26 protein-coding genes are annotated in these 23,023 nt (G+C 64.2%); 16 read left to right on the top strand and 10 right to left on the bottom strand.

The window, feature by feature from the left end; translation table 11 throughout:
• Positions 1-111: 111 nt before the first annotated feature.
• Both FJ546_RS26745 and FJ546_RS26740 read left to right on the top strand, forming a co-directional pair.
• Positions 112-1,278, top strand: coding sequence for a D-alanyl-D-alanine carboxypeptidase family protein (locus FJ546_RS26745; RefSeq protein ID WP_140892048.1), 1,167 nt, complete (start codon positions 112-114; stop codon positions 1,276-1,278).
• Between the two features lie 68 nt (positions 1,279-1,346).
• Complete coding sequence (locus FJ546_RS26740) at positions 1,347-2,465, top strand: GTP-binding protein (RefSeq protein WP_140892047.1); 1,119 nt, start codon at positions 1,347-1,349, stop codon at positions 2,463-2,465.
• A 16-nt stretch (positions 2,466-2,481) separates the two neighbouring features.
• Here FJ546_RS26740 and FJ546_RS26735 read toward each other — a convergent pair whose 3' ends face one another.
• The 5 genes from FJ546_RS26735 to FJ546_RS26715 all read right to left on the bottom strand — a co-directional run bounded on the left by FJ546_RS26735 (position 2,482) and on the right by FJ546_RS26715 (position 6,441).
• On the bottom strand, positions 2,482-2,721 hold the full coding sequence (locus tag FJ546_RS26735) for a sulfurtransferase TusA family protein (protein WP_181168099.1): 240 nt from the start codon (positions 2,719-2,721) through the stop codon (positions 2,482-2,484).
• A gap of 8 nt (positions 2,722-2,729) precedes the next feature.
• Entirely contained in the window at positions 2,730-4,058 is a 1,329-nt protein-coding gene (locus FJ546_RS26730) for a murein L,D-transpeptidase family protein (protein ID WP_140892045.1), read from the bottom strand.
• Between the two features lie 239 nt (positions 4,059-4,297).
• Entirely contained in the window at positions 4,298-5,248 is a 951-nt protein-coding gene (locus tag FJ546_RS26725; protein ID WP_140892064.1) for an acetyl-CoA carboxylase carboxyltransferase subunit alpha, read from the bottom strand.
• A gap of 98 nt (positions 5,249-5,346) precedes the next feature.
• Positions 5,347-6,264, bottom strand: coding sequence for a site-specific tyrosine recombinase XerD (locus tag FJ546_RS26720; RefSeq protein WP_140892044.1), 918 nt, complete (start codon positions 6,262-6,264; stop codon positions 5,347-5,349).
• 24 nt (positions 6,265-6,288) lie between these two features.
• Positions 6,289-6,441, bottom strand: a complete 153-nt coding sequence (locus FJ546_RS26715) for a histidine kinase (protein WP_140892063.1) — start codon at positions 6,439-6,441, stop codon at positions 6,289-6,291.
• 211 nt (positions 6,442-6,652) lie between these two features.
• Between FJ546_RS26715 and FJ546_RS26710 the strand changes: the two genes are divergently transcribed.
• The 5 genes from FJ546_RS26710 (at position 6,653) to FJ546_RS26690 (ending at position 11,838) form a co-directional block, all read left to right on the top strand.
• Complete coding sequence (locus tag FJ546_RS26710; protein ID WP_140892043.1) at positions 6,653-7,264, top strand: shikimate kinase; 612 nt, start codon at positions 6,653-6,655, stop codon at positions 7,262-7,264.
• The gene (gene aroB, locus FJ546_RS26705; RefSeq protein ID WP_140892042.1) at positions 7,261-8,397 is read left to right on the top strand and encodes a 3-dehydroquinate synthase; all 1,137 of its coding nucleotides are present in this window, start codon (positions 7,261-7,263) and stop codon (positions 8,395-8,397) included. The genes FJ546_RS26710 and aroB overlap by 4 nt, the downstream gene beginning before the upstream one ends.
• A gap of 1 nt (position 8,398) precedes the next feature.
• A complete protein-coding gene (locus FJ546_RS26700) occupies positions 8,399-9,283 on the top strand; it encodes an HlyC/CorC family transporter (protein WP_140892041.1) in 885 nt (294 codons plus the stop codon).
• A gap of 85 nt (positions 9,284-9,368) precedes the next feature.
• Complete coding sequence (locus FJ546_RS26695) at positions 9,369-10,169, top strand: alpha/beta hydrolase (RefSeq protein WP_140892062.1); 801 nt, start codon at positions 9,369-9,371, stop codon at positions 10,167-10,169.
• Between the two features lie 118 nt (positions 10,170-10,287).
• On the top strand, positions 10,288-11,838 hold the full coding sequence (locus tag FJ546_RS26690) for an acetolactate synthase large subunit (RefSeq protein WP_140892040.1): 1,551 nt from the start codon (positions 10,288-10,290) through the stop codon (positions 11,836-11,838).
• A gap of 30 nt (positions 11,839-11,868) precedes the next feature.
• Here the strand turns inward: FJ546_RS26690 and FJ546_RS26685 are convergent, their stop codons facing one another.
• A complete protein-coding gene (locus FJ546_RS26685; protein WP_140892039.1) occupies positions 11,869-12,171 on the bottom strand; it encodes a BolA family transcriptional regulator in 303 nt (100 codons plus the stop codon).
• A 157-nt stretch (positions 12,172-12,328) separates the two neighbouring features.
• Between FJ546_RS26685 and FJ546_RS26680 the strand changes: the two genes are divergently transcribed.
• The 6 genes from FJ546_RS26680 to FJ546_RS26655 all read left to right on the top strand — a co-directional run bounded on the left by FJ546_RS26680 (position 12,329) and on the right by FJ546_RS26655 (position 18,053).
• The gene (locus tag FJ546_RS26680) at positions 12,329-12,958 is read left to right on the top strand and encodes a J domain-containing protein (protein ID WP_019861454.1); all 630 of its coding nucleotides are present in this window, start codon (positions 12,329-12,331) and stop codon (positions 12,956-12,958) included.
• Positions 12,959-13,081: 123 nt separating this feature from the next.
• Positions 13,082-14,068 (top strand): cobaltochelatase subunit CobS, encoded by a 987-nt coding sequence (gene cobS / locus FJ546_RS26675; RefSeq protein ID WP_027047444.1) that lies wholly within the window; start codon positions 13,082-13,084, stop codon positions 14,066-14,068.
• An 11-nt stretch (positions 14,069-14,079) separates the two neighbouring features.
• On the top strand, positions 14,080-15,978 hold the full coding sequence (cobT, locus tag FJ546_RS26670; protein WP_140892038.1) for a cobaltochelatase subunit CobT: 1,899 nt from the start codon (positions 14,080-14,082) through the stop codon (positions 15,976-15,978).
• On the top strand, positions 15,975-17,003 hold the full coding sequence (locus tag FJ546_RS26665) for an esterase-like activity of phytase family protein (RefSeq protein WP_140892037.1): 1,029 nt from the start codon (positions 15,975-15,977) through the stop codon (positions 17,001-17,003). Before cobT ends, FJ546_RS26665 begins: the two co-directional genes overlap by 4 nt.
• Before the next feature lie 202 nt (positions 17,004-17,205).
• Positions 17,206-17,568 carry a metalloregulator ArsR/SmtB family transcription factor gene (locus FJ546_RS26660; protein ID WP_140892061.1) on the top strand — a complete coding sequence of 121 codons (363 nt, stop codon included), beginning with the start codon at positions 17,206-17,208 and terminating at the stop codon, positions 17,566-17,568.
• Positions 17,565-18,053, top strand: a complete 489-nt coding sequence (locus FJ546_RS26655) for an SRPBCC family protein (RefSeq protein ID WP_140892036.1) — start codon at positions 17,565-17,567, stop codon at positions 18,051-18,053. Before FJ546_RS26660 ends, FJ546_RS26655 begins: the two co-directional genes overlap by 4 nt.
• A gap of 22 nt (positions 18,054-18,075) precedes the next feature.
• Here FJ546_RS26655 and FJ546_RS26650 read toward each other — a convergent pair whose 3' ends face one another.
• The 3 genes from FJ546_RS26650 to rpmB form a co-directional block, all read right to left on the bottom strand.
• Positions 18,076-18,750 carry a spermidine synthase gene (locus FJ546_RS26650; RefSeq protein ID WP_140892035.1) on the bottom strand — a complete coding sequence of 225 codons (675 nt, stop codon included), beginning with the start codon at positions 18,748-18,750 and terminating at the stop codon, positions 18,076-18,078.
• Between the two features lie 3 nt (positions 18,751-18,753).
• Positions 18,754-19,434, bottom strand: coding sequence for a queuosine precursor transporter (locus tag FJ546_RS26645; protein WP_140892034.1), 681 nt, complete (start codon positions 19,432-19,434; stop codon positions 18,754-18,756).
• 152 nt (positions 19,435-19,586) lie between these two features.
• The gene (gene rpmB / locus FJ546_RS26640; protein WP_010911765.1) at positions 19,587-19,883 is read right to left on the bottom strand and encodes a 50S ribosomal protein L28; all 297 of its coding nucleotides are present in this window, start codon (positions 19,881-19,883) and stop codon (positions 19,587-19,589) included.
• A 258-nt stretch (positions 19,884-20,141) separates the two neighbouring features.
• On the opposite strand from rpmB, the gene FJ546_RS26635 reads away from it, so the two are divergent.
• The 3 genes from FJ546_RS26635 to FJ546_RS26625 all read left to right on the top strand — a co-directional run bounded on the left by FJ546_RS26635 (position 20,142) and on the right by FJ546_RS26625 (position 22,598).
• On the top strand, positions 20,142-20,930 hold the full coding sequence (locus tag FJ546_RS26635; protein ID WP_140892033.1) for a DUF3108 domain-containing protein: 789 nt from the start codon (positions 20,142-20,144) through the stop codon (positions 20,928-20,930).
• Positions 20,931-21,012: 82 nt separating this feature from the next.
• Positions 21,013-21,927, top strand: a complete 915-nt coding sequence (locus FJ546_RS26630; RefSeq protein ID WP_140892032.1) for an EamA family transporter — start codon at positions 21,013-21,015, stop codon at positions 21,925-21,927.
• Positions 21,924-22,598 (top strand): lysoplasmalogenase family protein, encoded by a 675-nt coding sequence (locus tag FJ546_RS26625; protein WP_140892031.1) that lies wholly within the window; start codon positions 21,924-21,926, stop codon positions 22,596-22,598. Before FJ546_RS26630 ends, FJ546_RS26625 begins: the two co-directional genes overlap by 4 nt.
• Here FJ546_RS26625 and FJ546_RS26620 read toward each other — a convergent pair.
• Positions 22,573-23,013, bottom strand: a complete 441-nt coding sequence (locus tag FJ546_RS26620; protein ID WP_140892030.1) for a cupin domain-containing protein — start codon at positions 23,011-23,013, stop codon at positions 22,573-22,575. The two genes, FJ546_RS26625 and FJ546_RS26620, sit on opposite strands and share 26 nt — an antisense overlap.
• Positions 23,014-23,023 lie beyond the last annotated feature (10 nt).

Genomic DNA, 23,023 nt, shown 5'->3' with positions numbered 1-23,023 from the left:
CGCACCGATGTGGTCCGTTTTTGAGGGGCGGACTCATTGTGCTGGCGGTCGCGTAATGAAATCTTACGGAGCCAGGGGCAATCAGGGCAAGAGGCGATTTCGGATTAGATCATGCGGCACAGGCATTTCCTCAAACTATTCTCGGCTGGCGCGATCATGCTGTCGGTCCTGGCCGGACCGGCGCTGGCCAATCCGGTGGTTGTCTTCGATTTGAAGAACGGCCAGATCCTGCAGCACCAGGATGCCTTCAAACGCTGGTATCCGGCCTCGCTGAGCAAGCTGATGACCGCCTATGTGACCTTCCGGGCGATCGCGGCCGGCGAAGTCCAGCTCGATTCGCCGATCAAGGTGACCAAGCACTCCGCCGGTGAGCCGCCAAGCAAGATGGGTTTCAAGCCGGGCTCAGTGATGCGGCTCGACAATGCGCTGAAGATGATGCTGGTCAAATCGGCCAATGACATCGCCATGGCTGTCGGCGAGAACGTCGGTGGCTCGCAGGCCGCCTTCGCCGAAAGGATGAATGCCGAAGCAGCACGGCTCGGCATGAACGGTACGCATTTCGTCAATCCGAACGGCCTCTATTCGCCGGACCAGTACACGACGGCGCGCGACCTCGCCGTGCTGGTGATGGCGATCCGCCGCGAGTTCCCGCAATATGCGCCGTGGTTCTCGATCGAAGGTCTTGCGGTCGGCAAGAAGGCCATTCCGAACTACAATCTCCTGATCGGCCGTTACCCTGGCGCCGATGGCATGAAGACGGGCTTCGTCTGCCCTTCCGGCTTCAACATGATCGGTTCGGCGACGCGCAACGGCCGCACGCTGGTCGCGGTTGTGCTGGGCGAGAAGTCGGCGGTCAGCCGTGCCGAGACCGCTGCAAAACTGCTCGACCAGGGGTTTGACACGCCCACGGCCGGTTCGGCCACCGTCGCCACGCTGGCGCCCTATGGCGACACGGTTTCGCCCAACGACATGCATGACGAGGTCTGCAAGAAGAGGAAGCGGGAGGAGCAGTCCGAGGCGCCGCCGGCGGCTGCCGCCAAGGACGCGCCGAAATCGCCCTATCAGGAAAAGCTCGACCATGTGCCGACGCTGGTTGCCGTCGGGCTCGGCGGCGCCACCGGCCCGGCGCCGAAGGCGATGCTCGACCAGGGCGGCCAGGAATATGCCGACGTGCCGATCCCGAGCTGGCGGCCCGATCGGCCGGCGCCGATGGGCGCCGGTCCGGCCGTTGCCGGTTCCGCCGCGCAGGGCGACCAGCCGGTCAAGGTCGCGAACTAGAGCATGATCCCGAAAAGTAGAATTCGGTTTTCGGAAAAGATCATGCTCAAACAAAGAGACAGAGCCGGATGAATGGGTTCCCGATCCCCGTCTCGGTGCTGACCGGCTTCCTCGGCGCCGGCAAGACGACGCTGCTCAACCGGCTGCTGAAGGACCCGGCGCTGGCCGACACCGCGGTCATCATCAACGAGTATGGCGAGGTGGCGATCGACCATTTGCTGGTCGAGCAGGCTTCCGACGGCATCATCCAGCTTTCCGACGGCTGCCTGTGCTGCACCGTGCGTGGCGAACTGGTCGATACGCTGGCCGATTTGGTCGACCGGCTGCAGACCGGCCGTATCGCCCGGCTTGCCCGCGTCATCGTCGAGACCACGGGGCTTGCCGACCCGGCGCCGGTGCTGCAGTCGATCATGGCGCATCCGGCGCTCGTCCATGCTTTCCGGCTCGACGGCGTCATCACCCTGGTCGATGCGGTCAATGGCAATGCCACGCTCGATGCCCATGTCGAGGCGGTCAAGCAGATCGCCGTCGCCGACCGCATCGTGCTGAGCAAGGCCGATCTGGTGACGGATACCGGCGATCTCGACACGCTGCGGGCGCGCCTGCGGCAGATCAATCCGGGCGCCGAACTGCTTGATGCCGGCCATTCAACAACAGGCGTGGCGGCGCTGTTTGATTGCGGCCTCTACAATCCCGCTACCAAATCCGCCGATGTGCGCCGCTGGCTCGGCGAGGAAGCGGCGCATGACCACGACCATCACCATGGGCATGACCACGGGCATGACCATGACCACAGTCATGAGCATGGACATCGCCACGATTCCCGCGTGCGCTCCTATTCGCTTGTCCATGACGGTCCGGTGCCGTTTTCAGCGATAGAAATGTTCCTCGACCTGTTGCGTTCGACGCATGGCGAGAAGCTGCTGCGCATGAAGGGCGTGATCGAACTCAGCGAAGATCCGTCACGCCCGCTGGTCATCCACGGCGTGCAGAAGATCCTGCATCCGCCGGCAAGGTTGCCCGCCTGGCCGGACGGCCAGCGCGGCACGCGGCTGGTGCTGATCACGCTCGATATGCCGGAAGACTATGTGCGCAGGCTGTTCGCCGCCTTCACCAACCGGCCGTCGATCGACACACCCGACCGCGCGGCGCTGGAGAACAATCCGCTGGCGATCGCCGGAAGATAGCGCTTCACACCGAAATTCAGACGGTCTCGCCGCGCTCGACCAGGAACCGATGGCCGCCTGATACCGCCGCTGTTTCAATCAGCTGGTGGCCGGCATCCGAGCAAAAGGCGGGAATATCGATGACAGCGAGCGGGTCGGTGGTCTCGAGCCACAGCCGGCTGCTCGGCTGCATTCCCGCCAGCCGCTTCTTTGCCTTCAGTACCGGCAAAGGGCAGTTCAGCCCTTTCAGATCGTAGACAGCGGTATCCCCGGCCAAGACCAAGCTCAGCCGCCGAACATGCCGAGCAGCTTGTTCTTCAGCTTGGTGACCCGGCTCTCATCGGCGCTCGCTGCCTGCGTTTCGGCTTCCGGCGCGGCCGTCGGGGCGGCTATGGTGGCGGTGGCGACCGGGGCTTCCTTGGCGGCCTTGGCCGCTTCCTTTGCCGCCACGGCTTGCGCCCTGGCCGCTTCCTTTTCGGCCAGCGCCTGTGCCTTTGCGGCCTCCTTGGCTTGCTTGGCGGCCTCTATGGCGGCCAGCCTCTGCTCCTCGGCCTTCTGCTTGGCGGCCTTTTCGGCGTCGAGTGCCGCCATCTTGCGGCCGGCGGGCGAATCGATGCGGCCCATGCGCGCCGTTTCGGTCACCGTGCCGTCATTGTTGAGCGATGGCGGATCAATCGGCACGCGCTCGCCGCGCGCCCGGCGCTTCGACCAGTCGGAGACGATGCCGGCTTCCTTGATGCCGGCGATGGTCGGCTTCGGTGGCGGCACGCTTGCCTTGAGCGCGCTGTTGAAGGCCGCGTCATAGGTGCTCTGATAGGCGTTGTAGGCGCTCTTCAGCGAATCCGGCTGGGTGGTTGCCGGGCATGGTCCGGTCGGATCGAATGTCTGGCCATCGGCGGCGACCTGGTTGAAGACGTAGCGCTTCTCGCAGACATCGACCTTCGGCGGCACCTTGGTGACCTCGAAATTGTCGTAGCCGACCTTCAGCATCTTCCAGAACTCGTAGTTCGGGTCGCTGCGATAGCGGGCCATGTTGGCTGCGGTCATGCGGAATGGGAAGGCCTGGACCTGGAACTCGGTCTGGCCGCCCTGGAAAGCGTCGCGGCCGAAGGCATAGATCTGCTCGATCTGCACGTCGGTCATCGAATAGCAGCCCGAGGAGGAACAGGCGCCATGCACCATCAGGTTCTGGCCGGTGCGGCCGTTGGCGCGGTCATAAGCGTTGGGAAAGCCGATGTTGAAGGACAGGTGGTAGTTGGAGCGCGGATTCATCTGCGACGGGCGGACCGTGTAGAAGCCTTCAGGCGCCTGGCGGTCGCCTTCGGTGTATTTGGGACCGAGCTTGCCCGACCATTTGCAGATGTCGTAGCTGGCCACCATGTCATAGCGGCCGTTGGTCTTGGCCTTCCAGATCTCGAGCTTGCCCTCTTCCTTGAAGATGCGCGCCATCACCGAGGAGGTGCGCACCATGCCCTTGGCCTTCATGTCGGCAAGGATCTTGTCCGGCAGCGGCTTGTTGGCTTCCGGGGCAAAGTCCTTCATCGACGAATCATTGCAGCCGGCGATGGCTATCGAGGCGGCGAGGACTCCGGTGCGGGCGAGCTTGGCAAACATGGATACGGCTATGTCTTTCCCTCGGGCCAATGGCTGCGAAACTGCCGAGCCCATATGCTGAACACCGACGGACCGTAAGCCCGTTAACCTTGAAAATTCCTTACCGCAAGCTTCGACCAACCCCTCACGGCAATTTCATTGACCCGAATCCGGCGGCATTTTTGTGGCGAAATTGCATATTGCCGCCACATTGCCGCGCGCGCGGTGCTTCCAATGGCCTTGTCCGCTGGCAGATGCCGTCAGAGGCTGCGGCCCATCGCCAGATATTTCTCGCGGCGCTGTTCGCGGAAATCGGTGTTGGCGCCAGCAAATTCCTTCATCGTCCTGGCAATGAGGTCGCCGGTCGCGGCAATCACCGTTTCGGGCGCGCGCTGGGCGCCGCCCATCGGCTCTGGGATGATGGCGTCGATGATCTTCAGTTCCAGAAGATCCTGCGCGGTGATCTTCATGTTGGTCGCCGCGTCCTTGGAGCGCGTGGTGTCGCGCCAAAGGATCGAGGCCGCCCCTTCCGGCGAAATCACCGAATAAATGGCGTGTTCGAGCATGTAGACACGGTTGGCGGTGGCGATGGCGATGGCGCCGCCCGAACCGCCTTCGCCGATGACCACCGAGATCGACGGCACTTTCAGCGCAAGGCAGGCCGAGGTCGAGCGGGCAATGGCTTCGGCCTGGCCACGCTCCTCGGCGCCGACGCCGGGATAGGCGCCCGCCGTGTCGACCAGCGTCAACAGAGGGATTTCGAAGCGGTCGGCCAGTTCCATAAGCCGCACCGCCTTGCGGTAGCCTTCCGGGCGCACCGAACCGAAATTGTGCCTCAGGCGGCTGGTCGTGTCCGAACCCTTTTCCTGGCCGATGATCGCGACAGGCTCACCGCGAAAGCGGGCAAAACCGCCAACGATCGCCTGGTCCTCGCCGAAATTGCGGTCGCCGGCGAGCGGCGTGAAGTCGCTGAACAGGCCCTTGATGTAGTCGACGCAGTGCGGCCTGTCGGAATGGCGGGCCACCTGCACTTTCTGCCAGGGCGTCAGCGCCTTGTAGAGATCGCGCAGCGCGTCGCGCGAACGCTTCTCCAGCCGGGTGATCTCATCGGCGACATCGACCGCTTCGCCATTCTCGGCAAGCTTCTTGAGCTCGAGGATCTTGAGCTCGAGATCCTGCACCGGCTTTTCGAAATCGAGGTAATTGTACATGCTTGAGCGGACCGATACGTCGGAAGGCAAGGACTGCGGAATCCTTGAAACCAAGGCCCCCGGCGGTGAAATGTCGTCCTCACATAGCGATATGAGGCCTAGTCGGCAAGCGGATGATGATCGTTGACCAGCCGCACCAGCCGCTCCTCCAGCACATGGGTGTAAATCTGTGTCGTCGATATGTCGGCATGGCCGAGCAGCTGCTGCACCGCCCTGAGATCGGCGCCGTTCTGCAGGAGATGGCTGGCGAAAGCATGGCGCAGCACATGCGGCGATATCTTCGCCGAGGCGATGCCTGCCCGCGCCGCCAGTCCTTTCAGATCGCGGGCAAAGACCTGGCGCGAGAGGTAGCCGCTGTCGGATGCTGCCGGGAACAAGAACGGGCTTTCGGCGAAAGCGGCCACGCCGGCCCGGGCGACAAGCCAAGCACGCATCGCCACCCGCGCCTTGGCCGACAGCGGCACCATGCGTTCCTTGTCGCCCTTGCCGCGAACCATGAAGAAACGGTCGTCGCGCTGCGCCACCGTCACCGGCAGGCCGACCAGCTCGGAAACGCGCAGGCCGGTAGCGTAGAGCACCTCGACCAGCGCATGCAGGCGCAGCGCGGCCAGCCTGTCACTGTAGCCGAGCCCGGCGTCGCTGGCTTCCACCGCTGCGCGGTCGATCAGACGGCCGGTCTCGGCCTCGCTCATCGTCTTGGGTAGCGGACGGCCTTTTTTCGGGCTGTCCAGCGTGCCGGTCGGGTCGTCGGTGCGCAGGCCCTCGGCGTAGAGGAATTTGAAGAACTGGCGTATCGCCGACAGTTTGCGCGCCTGCGAGGTCGGCGCGAAGCCGCGCGCCGCGATGTCGTCGAGATAGGCACGGATATCGGCGGCGGCAGCACCGGCAAGCCCGCCATCGATCCCGCTCGAAGCGTCTTCCAGGTCACGTCGGTAGGAGGACAGCGTGTTTTCGGCGGCGCCGCGCTCGGCGCTCATCATTTCCAGGAAGGCCTCGATGCGGGCGGCGCTGTTCATCCTCGGGGATCAGTTTTTCTTCTGTCAGTTTTTCTTGGGGTTCAGCTTTTCCGGCGGGATGCGCACGCTGATCTCCGCTTTTTTGGGCTCGACGAACATCACCAACGCGAACATCGTACCATAGGCAATGCCGGCCAGAATCGCGAGGATCACGACAAAGCGAAACAGTGTCGGCATCAATTTTCGCCCGTCTTCTTGTTCTGCGTTTCCAAACCCTGTGCCCTTATGGGACGCCAATCCGACCAATTCAAGGAAGAAGCGGAGGCCTGTCAGCAACTTCAGATGCAGGCATCCTCCGCCCGATATAGGCTTGCCTATACTCGGCACGCTTGACGCAAACCGGCTTTTCATGTCGATACGCCGGCAAAGAGGGCCCAAGAAACAGCTGATGAACGCGCACCAGGCAAATCCTCCAGGCGAGAGCCACGCCGCGCTGCTTGGCCGGCTGGGCAGCCGGTCCATCGTCTTTGTCGGCCTGATGGGCGCCGGCAAGACGGCGATCGGGCGCAAGGTGGCGACGATGCTTTCGCTGCCTTTCATCGACAGCGACCAGGAGATCGAGAGCGTCTCACGCATGACCGTGCCAGAGCTGTTCGAACGCTATGGCGAGACCGAGTTCAGGGCCCTGGAACAGCGTGTCATCCTGCGCGTGCTTGAAAATGGCCCGCAGGTGCTTTCGACCGGCGGCGGTGCCTTCATGAACGCGCAGACGCGCGAAGCCATCGCCGGCCATGGCGTCTCGGTGTGGCTAAAGGCCGAGCTCGATCTTCTGATGGACCGGGTTTCGAAGAAGCAGAACCGGCCGCTGTTGAAAAGCGCTGATCCCCGCGCCGTGCTGGAGCGGCTGATGGGCGAGCGCTATCCGGTCTACGCGACATCAGATGTTACGGTGCCGACCCGCGACGACCGCAAGGAGGTCATCGCCGCCGAGGTGCTGGACGCGCTGTGCCGGCATTTCGGCATCGATGAAATTGCAGCGACGGGCGAGATCGAATCGTGAGCATGGACCAGCCAGTCACCGTCGAAGTCGGGCTTGGCGACCGGGCCTACGACATATTGATCGGCTCCGGCCTTCTGTCGCGCGCCGGCGAGGAGATTGCGCGCCGGCTGCCCGGCACACGTGCGGCTGTCGTCACCGACGAGAATGTCGCCGCCGCGCATCTCGATACGCTGAAGGCAGGGCTCGAGAAGGGTGGCATCCAACCCACGGTCATCACGATGCCGCCTGGCGAGAAGACCAAGAGCTTTGCCCATCTCGAAGAGGTGGTCGACGGCGTTCTGGCCGCGAGGCTGGAGCGCGGCGACGTCGTCGTCGCGCTGGGCGGCGGCGTCATCGGCGATCTCACCGGTTTTGCCGCCGGCATCGTGCGGCGCGGCATGAATTTCGTGCAGATCCCGACCTCGCTGCTGGCGCAGGTCGATTCCTCTGTCGGCGGCAAGACCGGCATCAACAGCCCGCGCGGCAAGAACCTTGTCGGCGTCTTCCTGCAGCCCAGGCTGGTGCTGGCCGACACGGAAGTGCTCGACACGCTGCCGATCCGCGAATTCCGCGCCGGCTACGCCGAACTCGCAAAGTACGGGCTGATCGATCGGCCGGAACTTTTCGACTGGCTTGAGGCGAACTGGCAAAAAGTGTTCGCCGGCGGGCCGGAGAGGGCGCAGGCGATTGCCGAAGCCTGCCGTGCCAAGGCCGATGTCGTCGCGCGCGACGAATTCGAGACCGGCGACCGGGCGCTCCTCAATCTCGGCCACACATTCGGCCATGCGCTCGAAGCCGCCACGCAGTATGACGGCGCCCGGCTCGTCCATGGCGAGGGGGTCGCCATCGGCATGGCGCTGGCGCATCGCTTCTCCTCGCGGCTCAATCTGGCGAGCCCCGACGACGCGGCACGCGTCGAGACGCATCTGCGCGCGGTCGGCCTGCCGTGGCGGATGGCCGATATTCCGGGTGAATTGCCCGATGCCGAGGCGCTGCTTTCCTTCATCACCCAGGACAAGAAGGTGTCGCGCGGCGCGCTGACCTTCATCCTGACGCGCGGCATCGGCCAGGCTTTTATCGCCAAGGACGTTCCGGCTTCGGAAGTGCTGTCGTTCCTGCGGGAAAACCACCCAGCCAGCCGGAAAGCCGGCTGAAATGGACAATGGCTGGATCGTCGTCGCCGTTCTTGTCATCCTCATCCTGCTGGTCGTTGCCGTGCGCACGCGCCTTCTCGCCATGTTCGGCTATGAGCTGTCGCGCATCGAGCCGCAGCGCTCGAGCCAGGATGAGTTGCGCGGCGCTGTCGACGATTTCCGCCGCGACGGCCAGGTGGTGCGCGAGGACCGCGACCGCATCGGCGGCCTGTTCGACCTCGAAGAGCTCGAAGTCTCCGATATCATGGTCCACCGCACCAATATGCGCTCGGTCAATGCCGACAACGCCCCGGAAGCGGTGGTGCGCGAGATCCTGCAGAGCCCGCACACCCGCATGCCGCTGTGGAAGGGCTCGCTCGACAACATTGTCGGCGTGCTGCATGCCAAGGATCTGCTGCGCGCGCTGAACGAAGTCGGCAACGACTTTTCCAAGATCGACGTGATGAAGATCGCCTCGAAGCCCTGGTTCGTGCCCGACACCACGACCTTGCAGGAACAGCTCAACGCCTTCCTGCGCCGCAAGGCGCATTTCGCCGTCGTCGTCGATGAATATGGCGAGGTCGAAGGGCTGGTGACGCTGGAGGACATCATCGAGGAGATCGTCGGCGAAATCGCCGACGAGCACGATGTCGATATCCAGGGCGTCAAGCAGGAGGCCGATGGCTCCGTCGTCGTCGACGGCAATGTGCCGATCCGCGACCTGAACCGGGCGCTCGACTGGAACCTGCCGGACGAGGAGGCGACCACGATTGCCGGCCTCGTCATCCACGAGGCGCAGTCGATCCCAGAGGAGAAGCAGGCTTTCACCTTCCACGGCAAGCGCTTCATCGTCATGAAGCGCGACAAGAACCGGATCGCCCGGTTAAGGATCAGGCCGATCGCGTAGCGCCACTTTCGGCCACCTTACCGATCCTTCATTGGAACTTCGCGGCGTCCCGGTGCATTTTGCGCCGGGCAGTCAGGAGAAGATGATAATCGATCGGCGAACCCTGCTTCTGGCTTCGATGGCAGCTTTTGTGCCGGCCACGACGCTCGCGCGCCAATCCTCACCATCTCCCAAAACCTTCGACTACGGAACGGCCAAGCTCGACATCTATGCGCCCGACGGCGCAAGCGGGTTGCCTGTCGTCTTCTTCGTCCATGGCGGGGCCTGGGAGTACGGCAAACGCAGCCAGGTGGGCGCCAAGCCGGCCTTCCTGCTCGCCAACGGTTTCTGCTTCGTCTCCATCGACTATCGCATGCTGCCCGAGGCCGCTGTCGCCACCCAGGCCAGTGACGTCGAAAAGGCCTATGCCTATGTCAGCGCAAATATTGCCAAGCATGGTGGCGACCCTAAGCGCATTGTCGGCATGGGTCATTCCGCCGGCTGCCATCTGATCGCACTGACCGGCATGCGCGGCGGGTTGCCTGGCGTCGCCGGCCTGCTGCTCGACGACACCAGGGCCTATGATCTCGCGGCGCTTGAGAAGAATGGCGGCATGGTGCGTGCCTATGCGCGGGTCTTTTCCGACCCTTCGCAATGGGCGGCACTTTCGCCCGCCAGCTATGTCGATGGTCGCAAGCATCCGCCGACCTTCATCGCCTATTCGGGGGCGTCAGGCCGTGGCGAGGAGTCGAAAGCCTTCGCCGAGCGCTTGCGCGCCACGGGCACCGAGGTCACGCTGTTCGACGGCAGCGCCTATACGCACATGTCGATCAACCGCGATTTCGGCAGCGATGGCGACGCGCTGACCGCTGCCGCCCTGGCCTTCCTGAAATCGACGGTCGGCTGATCGCTGTCGACTTCCGCTCGCCAACTTCTGCAACTGGATCATGCCAAAAGCGGCGGCGGGATATTGCCGTGCAGACACCCTGAGTGCAATTGGTCCTCATGACTTGGAGAAAAATTGCATGAATGGCGCCGATGTCCTGTGCGACGTGCTGCTGGCCAATAATGTGACGGTCTGCTTCGCCAATCCCGGCACCTCCGAAATGCATTTCGTTGCGGCACTCGACCGCAAGCCTGAGATGCGCTGCGTGCTTGGCCTATTCGAGGGTGTGGTGACGGGCGCGGCCGATGGCTATGCGCGCATGACCGACCGCCCGGCCGCGACTTTGCTGCACACCGGTCCGGGCCTGGCCAATGGGCTGGCCAACATGCACAACGCCCGGCGTGCGTTCAGCCCGATGATCAACATCGTCGGCGACCACGCTTCCTATCATTTGCCGCTCGACGCGCCGCTCACCAGCGACATCGAAGGCCTGGCGGCGCCGATGTCCAACTGGGTTCGCCGCATCGCCGGGCCGGCCGATGTCCAGCCGGCCACGGAGGCGGCTTTCCGTGCCTCGCTGACGCCGCCGGGGGTCACGACGCTGATCCTGCCGGCGGATGCCGCCTGGGGCGACGCTGCCGCCTCGCCGGGCAAGGTCGTCCTTTCGCCGCCACCGCCCGTCGATAGGGACGCCGTGCGCGCGACCGCCGCGGCGATCCGTGCGGCTCCGGGCCGTGTCGGCATGATCGTTCGCGGGCGAGCGGCGCGCGCCGATGCGCTGGAGATCGCCGGTCAGATTTCGGCGGCCTGTGATGTCCGATTGTTCAGCGAGGTCCTGATCGCCCGGATGCAACGCGGGCGTGGGCGCGTCGCGCCGACACGCATTCCCTATCCGATCGATGCGGCGACGGCGCTGCTGGCGGATATCGACGTGCTGGTGCTGGTCGGCGGCAAGGAGCCGGTTGCCTTCTTCGCCTATCCAGGAAAGCCGGGGCGGCTTGTGCGCGACGGCTGCCAGGTGCTGACGCTCGCTGCCCATGGGCAGGACCTGCATGCGGCGCTGGAAGCGCTTCGCGACGAACTCGGCGTCAAACCATCGCAACCAACTGACGTCGCAACCTCTTTTCCCGACGAGGCCGCGCCGAGCGGCGGGCTGACGGAAGACGCCATCGCGCTGTCGGTGGCGCGCAAGCTGCCGGATAATGCGATCGTCTGCGACGAAGCAGTCACTTCGGCACGGCGTTTCTTCGCCCTGTCGGCCTTTGCCGCGCCGCATGACTACCTGATGGGCACTGGCGGATCGATCGGCGGCGGCATCCCGATGGCGACAGGAGCGGCGATCGCCTGTCCCGACCGCAAGGTGATCAATCTGGAGGCCGATGGCAGCGGCATGTACACGGTGCAGGGCCTGTGGACGCAGGCGCGCGAAAATCTCGACGTGGTGACGATCGTCTTTTCCAACCGCACCTATGCGATCCTGCATGGGGAGATGCGCAATGTCGGCGTCAACGCGATCGGCGAGAATGCCAGGCGCATGCTCGACCTCGACCATCCCGCGCTGGACTGGGTGTCGCTGGCCAAGGGCATGGGCGTGGAGGCGGCGCGGGCCGACACATGCGAGCGGTTCGACGCGCTGCTGGACAGTGCCCTGTCACGGCGCGGGCCGTTCCTGATCGAAGCCGCGATCTGACCGCGCCGCGGAGGGTCAGGGCGGACTGACCTACCAGCGGGTCTTTTCGCCGGGCGCCGCCGGTTCGATTGCCAGCGCATGCACGCCGGCCTCCAGTTCGTCGGCAAGCAGTTCGTTGACGGCGCGATGGCGGTCGATGCGGCTCATGCCGGCAAAGGTTGAAGAGACGACGCGAACGCGAAAATGCGTCTCGCCGGTGCCGTCATAAGCGCCATGATGGTCCGAGCCATGGTGATGGTGGCCGGCGTGGAGATGGCTTTCGTTGATGATGACCAGCCGCTCCGGCGAAAATGCCTTGTTGAGCTTGTCTTCCATGGTCGCCTGTATGGACATTGCCGTCTCCGTTTACCACATGTGGCTGGCGCGCTAGCCTGGGGCCACTATCGCGCAACTAAATCCGCAATTCGCCTGCTTTATGCCGCGATTCAGCGGTTAGGGCGATGATCGCGAAAATGTCAATTCTTGTTTCGCATCTGCGAACGCCCCATAAATGGGTGAAATGAAGCCGTACCCCAAATATTTCGAGAAGATTCGCATCCGCCCGGAGAAGGATGCGGAGCTGAAGTCGCACTCGCCGATCTGCCAGTGGGACGGCTGCAAGGAGCCTGGCACCCATCGCGCGCCGGTCGGGCGCATGAAGGAGGGCGAGTATTTCCGCTTCTGCTTCGACCATGTGCGCGAGTATAACAAAGGCTTCAACTACTTCTCCGGCGTGCCGGACACCGAGGTCGCGCGCTTCCAGAAGGAAGCCATGACCGGTCATCGGCCGACCTGGAAGATGGGCGTCAACGGCGCCTCAACACGTTCGTCACCCGACATGGCGCAGATGCGCTCCGGCCGCGCCGGCTACTACAACCGCATGCGCGACCCGTTCGACCTGTTCAAGGGGCCGAAGGATCCGCGCGAGGCGCGCGAGCGCAAGGCCAAGCCGCTTGAGGCCAAGGCGCTGGAAACGCTTGGCCTTGATACAAAGGCGACTGGCAAGGATATCAAGGCGCGCTATAAGGAACTGGTGAAACGCCACCATCCGGATGCGAATGGTGGCGACAGAGGTTCGGAAGACCGGTTCCGCGATGTGCTGCAGGCCTATCGCGTGCTCAAACAGGCGGGCCTGTGCTGAGCGACCCTACGGTTTGTGTCGCTTTCCAACTTTCATAAGGTTGGAAAAGGCTCTAAGACCGCCCCCGAACAAAATCGATTGCCGGCGAAACGGGACGTTTCGCCCGTGGAGACGTTGAGAGATATGAACAAGGTCGATCGCGACATCGCCAACCTGCCCGACACGACGGTGTCGGTGAAGGACAAATTCGGCTTCGACTCCAAGATGGTGGTGCCGGCCTATTCGGTGACATCAGAACATGTGCCTGACGTCGATCCGGACTATCTGTTCGACAAGGCAACGACGCTGGCGATCCTGGCCGGCTTTGCCTACAACCGCCGCGTCATGGTGTCGGGCTATCACGGCACCGGCAAGTCGACCCATATCGAACAGGTCGCCGCCCGCCTCAACTGGCCCTGCGTGCGCGTCAACCTCGACAGCCATGTCAGCCGTATCGACCTCGTCGGCAAGGATGCGATCGTCGTTAAGGACGGCTTGCAGATCACCGAATTCCGCGACGGCATCCTGCCCTGGGCCTACCAGCACAATGTCGCGCTCTGCTTCGACGAATACGATGCCGGCCGTCCGGACGTGATGTTCGTCATCCAGCGCGTGCTGGAATCGTCGGGCCGGCTGACGCTGCTCGACCAGAGCCGGGTCATCCGTCCGCATCCGGCCTTCCGGCTGTTCTCGACCGCCAACACGGTCGGCCTCGGCGACACGACCGGCCTCTATCACGGCACGCAGCAGATCAACCAGGCGCAGATGGACCGCTGGTCGATCGTCACCACGCTGAACTACCTGCCGCACGACAATGAAGTGAACATCGTGCTGGCCAAGGCCAAGCACTATCGCGACAACAAGGGCAAGGACATCGTCAACAAGATGGTGCGCGTCGCCGACATGACGCGCTCGGCCTTCATCAACGGCGATCTGTCGACCGTGATGAGCCCGCGTACGGTCATCACCTGGGCCGAGAACGCCGAGATTTTCGGCAATATCGGCATGGCGTTCCGGCTGACCTTCCTCAACAAGTGCGACGAGCTGGAGCGTTCGGTGGTGGCCGAATTCTACCAGCGCGCCTTTGGCGAGGATCTGCCCGAGAGCGCCGCCAACGTGGTGCTGGGCTAAGCAGAGCCTCGATGGCGGGTCCGGGCGACAATACGCGCAACAAGTCGAAGACGGGGTCTGAAGCCGACAGCTTCAAGCGCGCCGTCACCGTCTGCATGCGCGCCATTGCCGGCGACAAGGACATGGAAGTCGGGTTCGCCAAGGACAGGCCCGCTCTTGCCGGCAGCCGTGCCCGACTGCCGGAACTTCCGAAGAAGGCCTCGAAGACCGATATCGCGATTACCCGCGGCCTCGGCGATTCCATGGCGCTGAAGCGCGCCTGCCATGACGCGCGCATCCACACCAAGCTGGCGCCGGAAGGCAAGGCGGCGCGCGCCATCTATGACGCGGTCGAGCAGGCCCGTGTCGAGGCGATCGGCAGCCGCGCCATGCAGGGCGTCGCCGACAATATCGGCTCGATGCTGGAGGACAAATACGCCAAGGCCAATCTTGTCGACGTCAAGGACAAGGCCGATGCTCCGATCGAGGAAGCGCTGGCGCTCATGGTGCGCGAGAAGCTGACCGGCCGGGCGGTCCCGAAAAGCGGCGAGCGGCTGGTCGAGCTCTGGCGCCCCTGGGTCGAGGAAAAGGCCAAGGCCGACCTCGACGGCCTGTCGGCCAAGCTCGACGACCAGCAGGCCTTCGCCCGCGTCGTGCGCGAGATGCTCGCCTCCATGGAGATGGCCGAGGAACTCGGCGACGACCAGGAGACAGAAGAATCCGAGGACAATGACGACAACCAGCCGCAAGGCGACGAGCAGAGCGAGGAGGGCGGGGAAGACGATTCCGGCTCCGAGCAGTCGCAGTCCGAGGACGCCGAGGCTTCGGCCGATGACGAGCAGTCGTCCGAGACGGAAGCCTCCGACGCCACCGCCGACGATCTGTCCGACGACGACGATGCCGACGCCGAAACGCCCGGCGAGGCGCGCCGCAACGACAACCCCTTCACCAATCTGCCGAAGGAAATCGACTACAAGGTCTACACCACCGCTTTCGACGAGACGGTCGGCGCCGAAGAGCTTTGCGAAGAGGAAGAGCTCGACCGGCTGCGCGCTTTCCTCGACAAGCAGCTTGCCAATCTGTCGGGTGTCGTCGGGCGGCTGGCCAACCGGCTGCAACGCCGGCTGATGGCACAGCAGAACCGGTCCTGGGATTTCGACCTGGAAGAGGGCTATCTCGACCCGGCGCGGCTGGTGCGCGTCGTCATCGACCCGATGCAGCCGCTGTCCTTCAAGCAGGAACGAGACACCAAGTTCCGCGACACGGTGGTGACGCTTGTGCTCGACAATTCGGGCTCGATGCGCGGCCGGCCGATCACGGTCGCCGCCACCTGCGCCGATATTCTTGCCCGCACGCTGGAACGCTGCGGCGTCTCGGTCGAGATCCTCGGCTTCACCACGCGGGCGTGGAAGGGCGGACAGGCGCGCGAGAAGTGGCTGAAGGACGGCAAGCCGCCGAACCCCGGCCGCCTCAACGATCTGCGCCACATCATCTACAAGTCGGCCGACCATCCGTGGCGGCGGGCACGGCGCAATCTCGGCCTGATGATGCGCGAAGGCCTGCTCAAGGAAAACATCGACGGCGAGGCGCTGCTGTGGGCGCACAATCGCCTGATCGCCCGGCCCGAACAGCGCAAGATCCTGATGATGATCTCGGACGGCGCGCCGGTCGACGATTCGACGCTTTCGGTGAATCCCGGCAATTATCTCGAACGCCATTTGCGCGCCGTCATCGAGCTGATCGAGACGCGCTCGCCGGTGGAACTGCTGGCCATCGGCATCGGCCATGACGTCACGCGCTATTATCGCCGCGCCGTCACCATCGTCGATGCCGAGGAATTGGCCGGTGCCATGACCGAGCAACTGGCCTCGCTGTTCGCCGAGGAAAGCGCGCGCGACACGCGGCGCGGCGGCATGCGGCGCGCCGGATGATCCTTTCGCGCGGCGGGTTTCGGCAAACGCTCTTCGCCGCCATCGCCCTGTTCGCCGGCTTGGCGTCCGCGCCAGCCCGTCCGGCCGGCTCGGCGCCGGTTGATCCCATCGAGGTTTCGTCCCGCCCGATCACCGAGTTCCGCATTGGCCGGACCGACAAGCAGTTCGGCTCGCTCGAATTCGTCGGCGGGCTGGAAATGACCTCGAAATCGCGCGATTTCGGCGCGCTGTCGGCCTTCCGCTTTTTGAAAGCGGGCAGCGATTTCATCGGCGTGGCCGATACCGGCTACTGGTTCTTCGGCACCGTGGCCCGCGACGCCGACAGGCGGCCCGTGGGCATCCAGAACTTCCGCATGCAGCAGATGGTCGACCAGGGCGGCCAGCCGATCGACGAGAAATGGGAAGTCGACGCCGAAGGCCTCGCGGTCAAGGATGGCGTCGCCACCGTCGGCTTCGAGCGCAACCACCGCGTCACCCAGTTCAAGATCGATCCGACTGATATGAAGGCGCCGTACCGGCAGCTGGATTTCCTGGTGCCGGCGCGCGAGCTGCGCCAGAATCGCGGCTTCGAGACCGTCACCCATGCCAATGCCAACGGCGAGCATCAGGGCGGTCTGGTCGTGGTGTCGGAGAAAAGCCTCGACAAATCAGGCAACATCTACGCCGCCATCATCGAAGGGCCGCACATGGGCGTCTTCACCGTCAGGCGCAACGGCGATTTCGACATCACCGACGGCGCCTTCCTGCCGGACGGCGACCTCTTGCTGCTGGAGCGCAGTTTCACCATGGCGGGCGGGCTCAAGATGCGGCTGCGGCGCATCCATGGCGAGAGTGTCGAGAAGGGCGCCGTCGCCGACGGACCCGTGCTGCTGGACGCCGACATGGGCTACCAGATCGACAATATGGAAGGTCTCGACGTCTGGACGCGCGATGACGGCGCGGTGATGGTGTCGCTGATCTCCGACGACAACCACTCGATCCTGCAGCGCAACCTCTACCTGGAATTCGTCCTGCACCAGGACTGAGAAGCGGTCCAACTGCCAAGCTGAAGAGTTTTCAACGGCGGGTTCGATTTGGACAGGTTCGATCCGGTCAGGCGCCTTCCCCACTCCGTCGCTGCGAAGCAGCGACGGAGTGGGGGTCGACTGCCCGTCACTCGATATTCGCTCGTTAAAATACTTTAGTCCAGACTTGACAATTGAGGCTCTCGCCGCAATACTCAAGTCCATGCTTAACTATTCCGGGATCGACAGCATCGTTCGGGCCCTTGTCGAGCCAACCCGTCGCCAGATCCTGGAACGGTTGAGCCGCGGACCGGCCACCGTCAGCCAGCTGGCGGAGCCCTTCGGCATGACCTTCGCCGCCGTGCTGCAGCATCTGCAGACGCTGGAGGCCTGCGGGCTTATCCGCAGCGAAAAGATCGGGCGGGTGCGAACCTGCCGGATCGAACCGGGCGGGCTCGCTCCGCTCGCCGACTGGATCACCGAACGCCGCTTACCGGCGGAACGCCATCTCGACCGGCTTGGCCAAATCCTGGCCGAGTCAGACCCATCATCCCCGAAAATTCAGGAAAAGGGCGACCAGACATGAACCAGATAGCCCCCGTCAAAGACGAGCAGTCCGTCATCCATTCCACCTTCACCATCGAGCGCACCTATCCGCAATCCCCCGAACGTGTCTTCCACGCCTTCGCCGACAAGGCCACGGTGCGGCGCTGGCGGGTGGAAGGGGATGGTTTCACCATCGCCGAATTCAGCTTCGATTTCCGTATCGGCGGCGGCGAGGTGTCGCGCTTCAGCTATGGCGGCGGCCCGGAGGTCAGGCTCGACGCGCAGTTCCAGGACATCGTTCCGGATCAGCGCATCGTTTTTTCCTACCGAATGGCAATAGGGCCGCATCCGATGTCGGCATCGCTGACCACGGTTGAGCTGACACCTTCGGGTGAGGGCACGAGGCTGACCTATACCGAGCAGGGCGCCTTCTTTGATGGTGTCGATTCCGCCAAGGGGCGGGAGGAAGGGACGCGCGGACTGCTGGAGGCGCTTGCCGCGGAGCTTCAGAGGTCAAAAGCCTGACACGACCTGACGACGGCTTCGGTCAGGAGCCGTTGGTGGCGATCCAGATGACGTGGCGCGCGCCGCGCTTGCCGTTGGCGCGCGTGTTGACCTCCTCCACGGCAAAGCCTGCCTGCTTCAGCCGTCGCGTGAAGCCGCTGTCCGGTCCTTGCGACCACACCGCCAGCACGCCGCCCGGCTTGAGGGCGGTGCGTGCGGCGCCGAGGCCTGCGAGGCTGTAGAGCGCGTCGTTGCCCTTATGGACGATGCCTTCGGGGCCGTTGTCGACGTCGAGCAGGATGGCGTCCCAGACCGCGGACCCGGATCGGATCAATTGCCCGACATCGGTCTCCTGGATGGCGACGCGGGGGTCGTCGAGACAGCCGCCAAACACCTCCGCCATCGGGCCGCGTGCCCAGGCGACGACCGCCGGCACCAGTTCCGCGACAACGATGCCGGCATCCTTGCCGAGTTCGGCCAGAGCGGCGCGCAATGTAAAACCCATGCCGAGGCCGCCGATCAGGATCCTCGGCTGGCGATGGCCAGCAATCCTTTGGCAAGACAGTTTCGCCAGCGCTTGCTCGGAGCCGCTGAGGCGGCTGTTCATCAGCTCGTTGGTGCCGAGCATGATCGAGAATTCGCTGCCGCGACGCTTGAGGCGAAGTTCCTGGACACCATCCCCGGTCTTTGCCGAATCGAGGTGAACCCAGGGGATCATGGTTTAAACGGCCAGCGCCGGCTGGCTCCATCGAGCGGCGAGCAGCCGGTAGGGGATGAGCGCGACCACCGCGATGATCAGCTTCACCGAGAGATCGCCCAGCGCCCAGGAAACCCAGCGCATGGCTTCGACATGGAAGACGCCCATCAGCGGCGCTGTCTCGAGCGCGAAACTGTCGTTGGGGCCCGCAAAAGCGAAAGCGGCCGAGAAAGCGACGGTGAAGAACACCATGGTGTCGAAGACCGACCCGACCAGCGTGCCGACGATCGGCGCGCGCCACCAGCTCTGCCGGCGCAGCCGGTTGAACACGGTGACGTCGAGCAGCTGCGCGGACAAGAATGCCGCGCCTGAAGCGGCTGCGATGCGCACCAGCCGGTCGGCCGCGGTCTCGAATTCGATCAGGCCATGGCGGAACAGGAAGGGCGGGACAAGGATCGAGCAGACCACAGCCGTCATGAAGCCGACAAAGACGATGCGGCGCGCCACGGCGGGGCCATAGCGGCGGTTGGCGAGGTCGGTGACCAGGAAGGAGAAGGGATAGGTGAAAGCCCCCCAGGTCAGCAGATCGGCCAGCGACAGGCCGCCGACCTGGCCCTGCATCGGGAACTGCACGAGGATGTTCGATGCCACGACGACAACCGCCATGGCGGCCACGAAGGGCAGATATCGCGAGAAGGAAGTCATTTTTTTATCCTGGGTAATGGAACCAGAGGAGCATCATGCCCATCGGGCCGTGCTCGCTTCGTAGTCGAGCACCGGATTGTCGAACCTTGCGGATCCATCCGATGCTCAAGGCCAACAAGTTGGCCCGGGCGGTCCCCCGCCTTTGTCCGATGTCAGGCAGCGACCTGTTCGGCCAGCTTCTTGGCGATCTGCTTCTTCAGCAGGCGCGCGCGCTGCGACAGCTCCTTGACGTCGGCCTTGGCCAGGAAGGCGTCGAGGCCGCCGCGATGTTCGACCGAACGCAGCGCGTTGGCCGAAATGCGCAGGCGCACATTCTGGTTCAGCGCTTCCGAGATCAGCGTCACATTGACGAGATTCGGCAGGAAGCGACGCTTGGTCTTGTTGTTGGCGTGGCTCACATTGTTGCCGGTCTGGACTGCCTTGGCAGTGAGTTCGCAGGTGCGGGACATAATTCTAACCTTCAATTCTCTCGGGACCTGCCAAACCTTGTGCCCACGCCGGGTGGCGCGCGGTTCTGGTCAGGCGGCCTTATGGAAAAAGTTGGCGTTCCATAGTTGCATTTCACCGGGGCGTCAAGCTCCGGCTTCGCCACGGAAGCGCCCGGCATTTCATATTAAGGCCGGATTTCATCCTATAAGCGGTCTCATAGGGACACGCCAGACCGGAGTCGCCCGCCTCCGGCCGAAAATCAAGGATCCGATCCCGCCATGCTTCGTTTGTCTCACGCGTTTTTTGCCGTGCTTGCCGTCGCCTTGCCGTCCGCCGCGTCGGCTGCCTCGCCGCAGTCCTTCAAGGGTGAGTACACGGTGTCATTCCTTGGTCTCTCGATCGCGAGATCGACCTTCTCCAGCCATTACGAGAACGGCGCCTACGCGATCGAAGGTAGCGTGACCGCTGCGGGCCTCGCCAAATTATTCGACGACACGCGCGGCACGATCTCGTCCAAGGGCACGATTTCAGGCAAGAAAATGGTGCCCCAGGCGTTCCGTGCCGATTATACCTCCGGCAAGAAGGCGTCGGCGATCGACATTCGCTTCGCCAACGGCGCCGTCACCTCGACGCAGGTCGTCCCGGCGCCCGGCAAGCGCGACCCCAACGACTGGGTGCCGATCGGCGCCGGCGACCTGGCATCGGTACTCGATCCGATGGCCGCCACCGTCATCCACGCCGACAGCCTCGACCAGGTCTGCGGCCGCACGGTCAAGTTCTATGATGGCGAGATGCGCGCCGACCTGACGCTGACCTATGATTCGAAAGGCACCATCTCGGTGCCGGGCTACAAGGGCGACACCGTCACCTGCCGGATGGGTTTCGAGCCGGTGGCCGGCTATCGCAAGGGCCGCAAGGCGCTGAACTATCTCAGGAACAAAAGCCGGATGATGGTGACGTTTGCACCGCTTGGCCAAACCGGCGTATATGCGCCGATCCACGCTACGGTGGGGACCCAGATCGGTCCGCTGACCATAAGCGCGAGACGGTTCGAAGCAGTCGAGTAATCTTACGCAATTTCGGGACGACCACCGCCACGCGGTTTCCAGAGATTGTGGTGGGCGCCTCGGTGCGCTGTCGGGGGCAGGAATGGGGCGTGCAACACTGATCGGTTTTTCAGCGGTCGCCATGTGGGCGCTTCTGGCGCTGCTCACCGATGCGTCCGGCAAGGTACCGCCGTTCCTTTTGTCGGCGCTCACCTTCTCGATCGGCACCGGCGTCGGCCTTGTCGCGCGGTTGTTCATGCCGGCCGCCGAGAAGAGCCAGAAAATACCGCCGCAGGTCTGGCTGATCGGTATTGCCGGCCTGTTCGGCTACCACTTTTTCTATTTCACCGCGCTGCGCAACGCGCCGGCGGTGGAGGCGAGCCTGATCGCCTATCTGTGGCCGCTGCTGATCGTGCTCGGCTCCGCGCTTATGCCGGGCGAAAAACTGGCGTGGAACCATGTCGTCGGCGCGTTGCTCGGCCTGGCCGGCACGGTGCTGATCGTCACCAAGGGCGGCGGGCTGGCCTTCGATGCGCGCTACGCCTTCGGTTACGCCATGGCGGCCGTCTGCGCCCTGCTCTGGTCGTCCTATTCGCTTTTGTCACGGCGCTTTCCCTCGGTGCCGACCAGCATCGTCACCTGGTTCTGCGCGGCGACCGCCGTGCTGTCGCTCGTCTGCCATCTGGCGCTGGAACAAACCGTTCTGCCAAATGGCACAGGTCAGTGGGTGGCTGTGCTCGGGCTTGGCCTGATGCCGGTGGGTGCGGCCTTCTATGCCTGGGACATCGGCGTCAAGCGCGGCAACATCCAGGTGCTGGGCGCGGCAAGCTACGCGGCGCCGTTGCTCTCGACGCTAGTGCTGATTGCGGCCGGCGTTGCCGAGCCGTCGCTGCGCATCCTCGCCGCCTGCGTGCTCATCACCGGTGGCGCCGCCCTGGCGGCGAAGTCGCTGTTCCTGCGTAAGCCGGCCCAAGCCGAGAGCGAAGCCAAGGCATCCGAAAGCGAAGCCGCGGCATGACGATGCCGTTTGCCGGCGGCATCGACGCCAATGCCAATGCGACGCTGAGCTTCTCGCTGGTGGCGGCGGTGATCTATGCCTTCACGCTGGGCATGTCGCCGGGCCTCGCCCGCTCCGCTGCCAAGACGCTCGCGGTCGCGATGCTAGCCGTGCTTTCGGCGCTGCAAGGCGGCCCGCTGCTGCTGGTCGCGGCCCTTGCGCTCAGCGCGGTGGGCGACGCGTTCCTGTCGCGCGACGGCGAAAAGGCGTTTCTCGGTGGGCTCGCCAGCTTCCTTGTCGCCCACATCGTCTACATCGCGCTGTTCCTGCGCAGCGGCGGCGGGTTGGGACTGCTTGGGGCCGAGCCCTGGCGCGGGGCGGTCGCGCTGGCACTGGCGGTGTTCGTCATCGTCATGCTGGCGGCGCTCTGGCGCCGTGTCGGCCCCGGCCTGCGCGTGCCGATCGCCATCTATGTCGTGGCGATCCTGGCGATGGGCATGGCGGCGCTGACCACCAACAGCGCCTGGGTCATCGGCGGCGCGGTGCTGTTCATGGCATCGGACGGTCTGCTGGCCACCGAGAAATTTCTGGTAGCGGCCATCTCGCCGCATCGCGCCTGGATGCGTTTGGCCGTCTGGGTGCTGTACTACGCAGCCCAGCTTGGGATTACGCTGGGGTTCCTGCTGGGTTAGGAGTCCAACCCGGCTCGGCCAGTTCGAAGGCGGCGAAATCAAAGCCCGGCGCGACCGTACAGCCGACCAGCGTCCATTCCCCCAGGCTGCGCGCCGATTGCCACCAGCCCGCCGGCACGACGATCTGCGGCCGTTCGCCGGCCGCGAGGCCGATGCCGAGCACCTGCTCAATGACGGCACCGCCTTCTTGCCACATCGACAGCGCCAGCGGCGCGCCGGCATGGAAATGCCAGACCTCGGCTGCGTCCTTGACCCGATGCCAGGCCGAAAGCTGGTGCTGTTCCAGCAGGAAATAGATGGCGGTCGAATGGCCGCGCGCTCCGCCGGCCTCGTCACGAAAGGTTTCCGCGTACCAGCCGCCTTCCGGATGCGGCTTCAGTCCAAGTGTCGCGATGATTTCTGCTGCGCTGGTCATCGGTCGGAGG

The organism is Mesorhizobium sp. B2-4-19 (assembly GCF_006441315.1).
Classification (GTDB): domain Bacteria; phylum Pseudomonadota; class Alphaproteobacteria; order Rhizobiales; family Rhizobiaceae; genus Mesorhizobium.
This window is presented reverse-complemented; position numbering and strand designations above follow the sequence as displayed.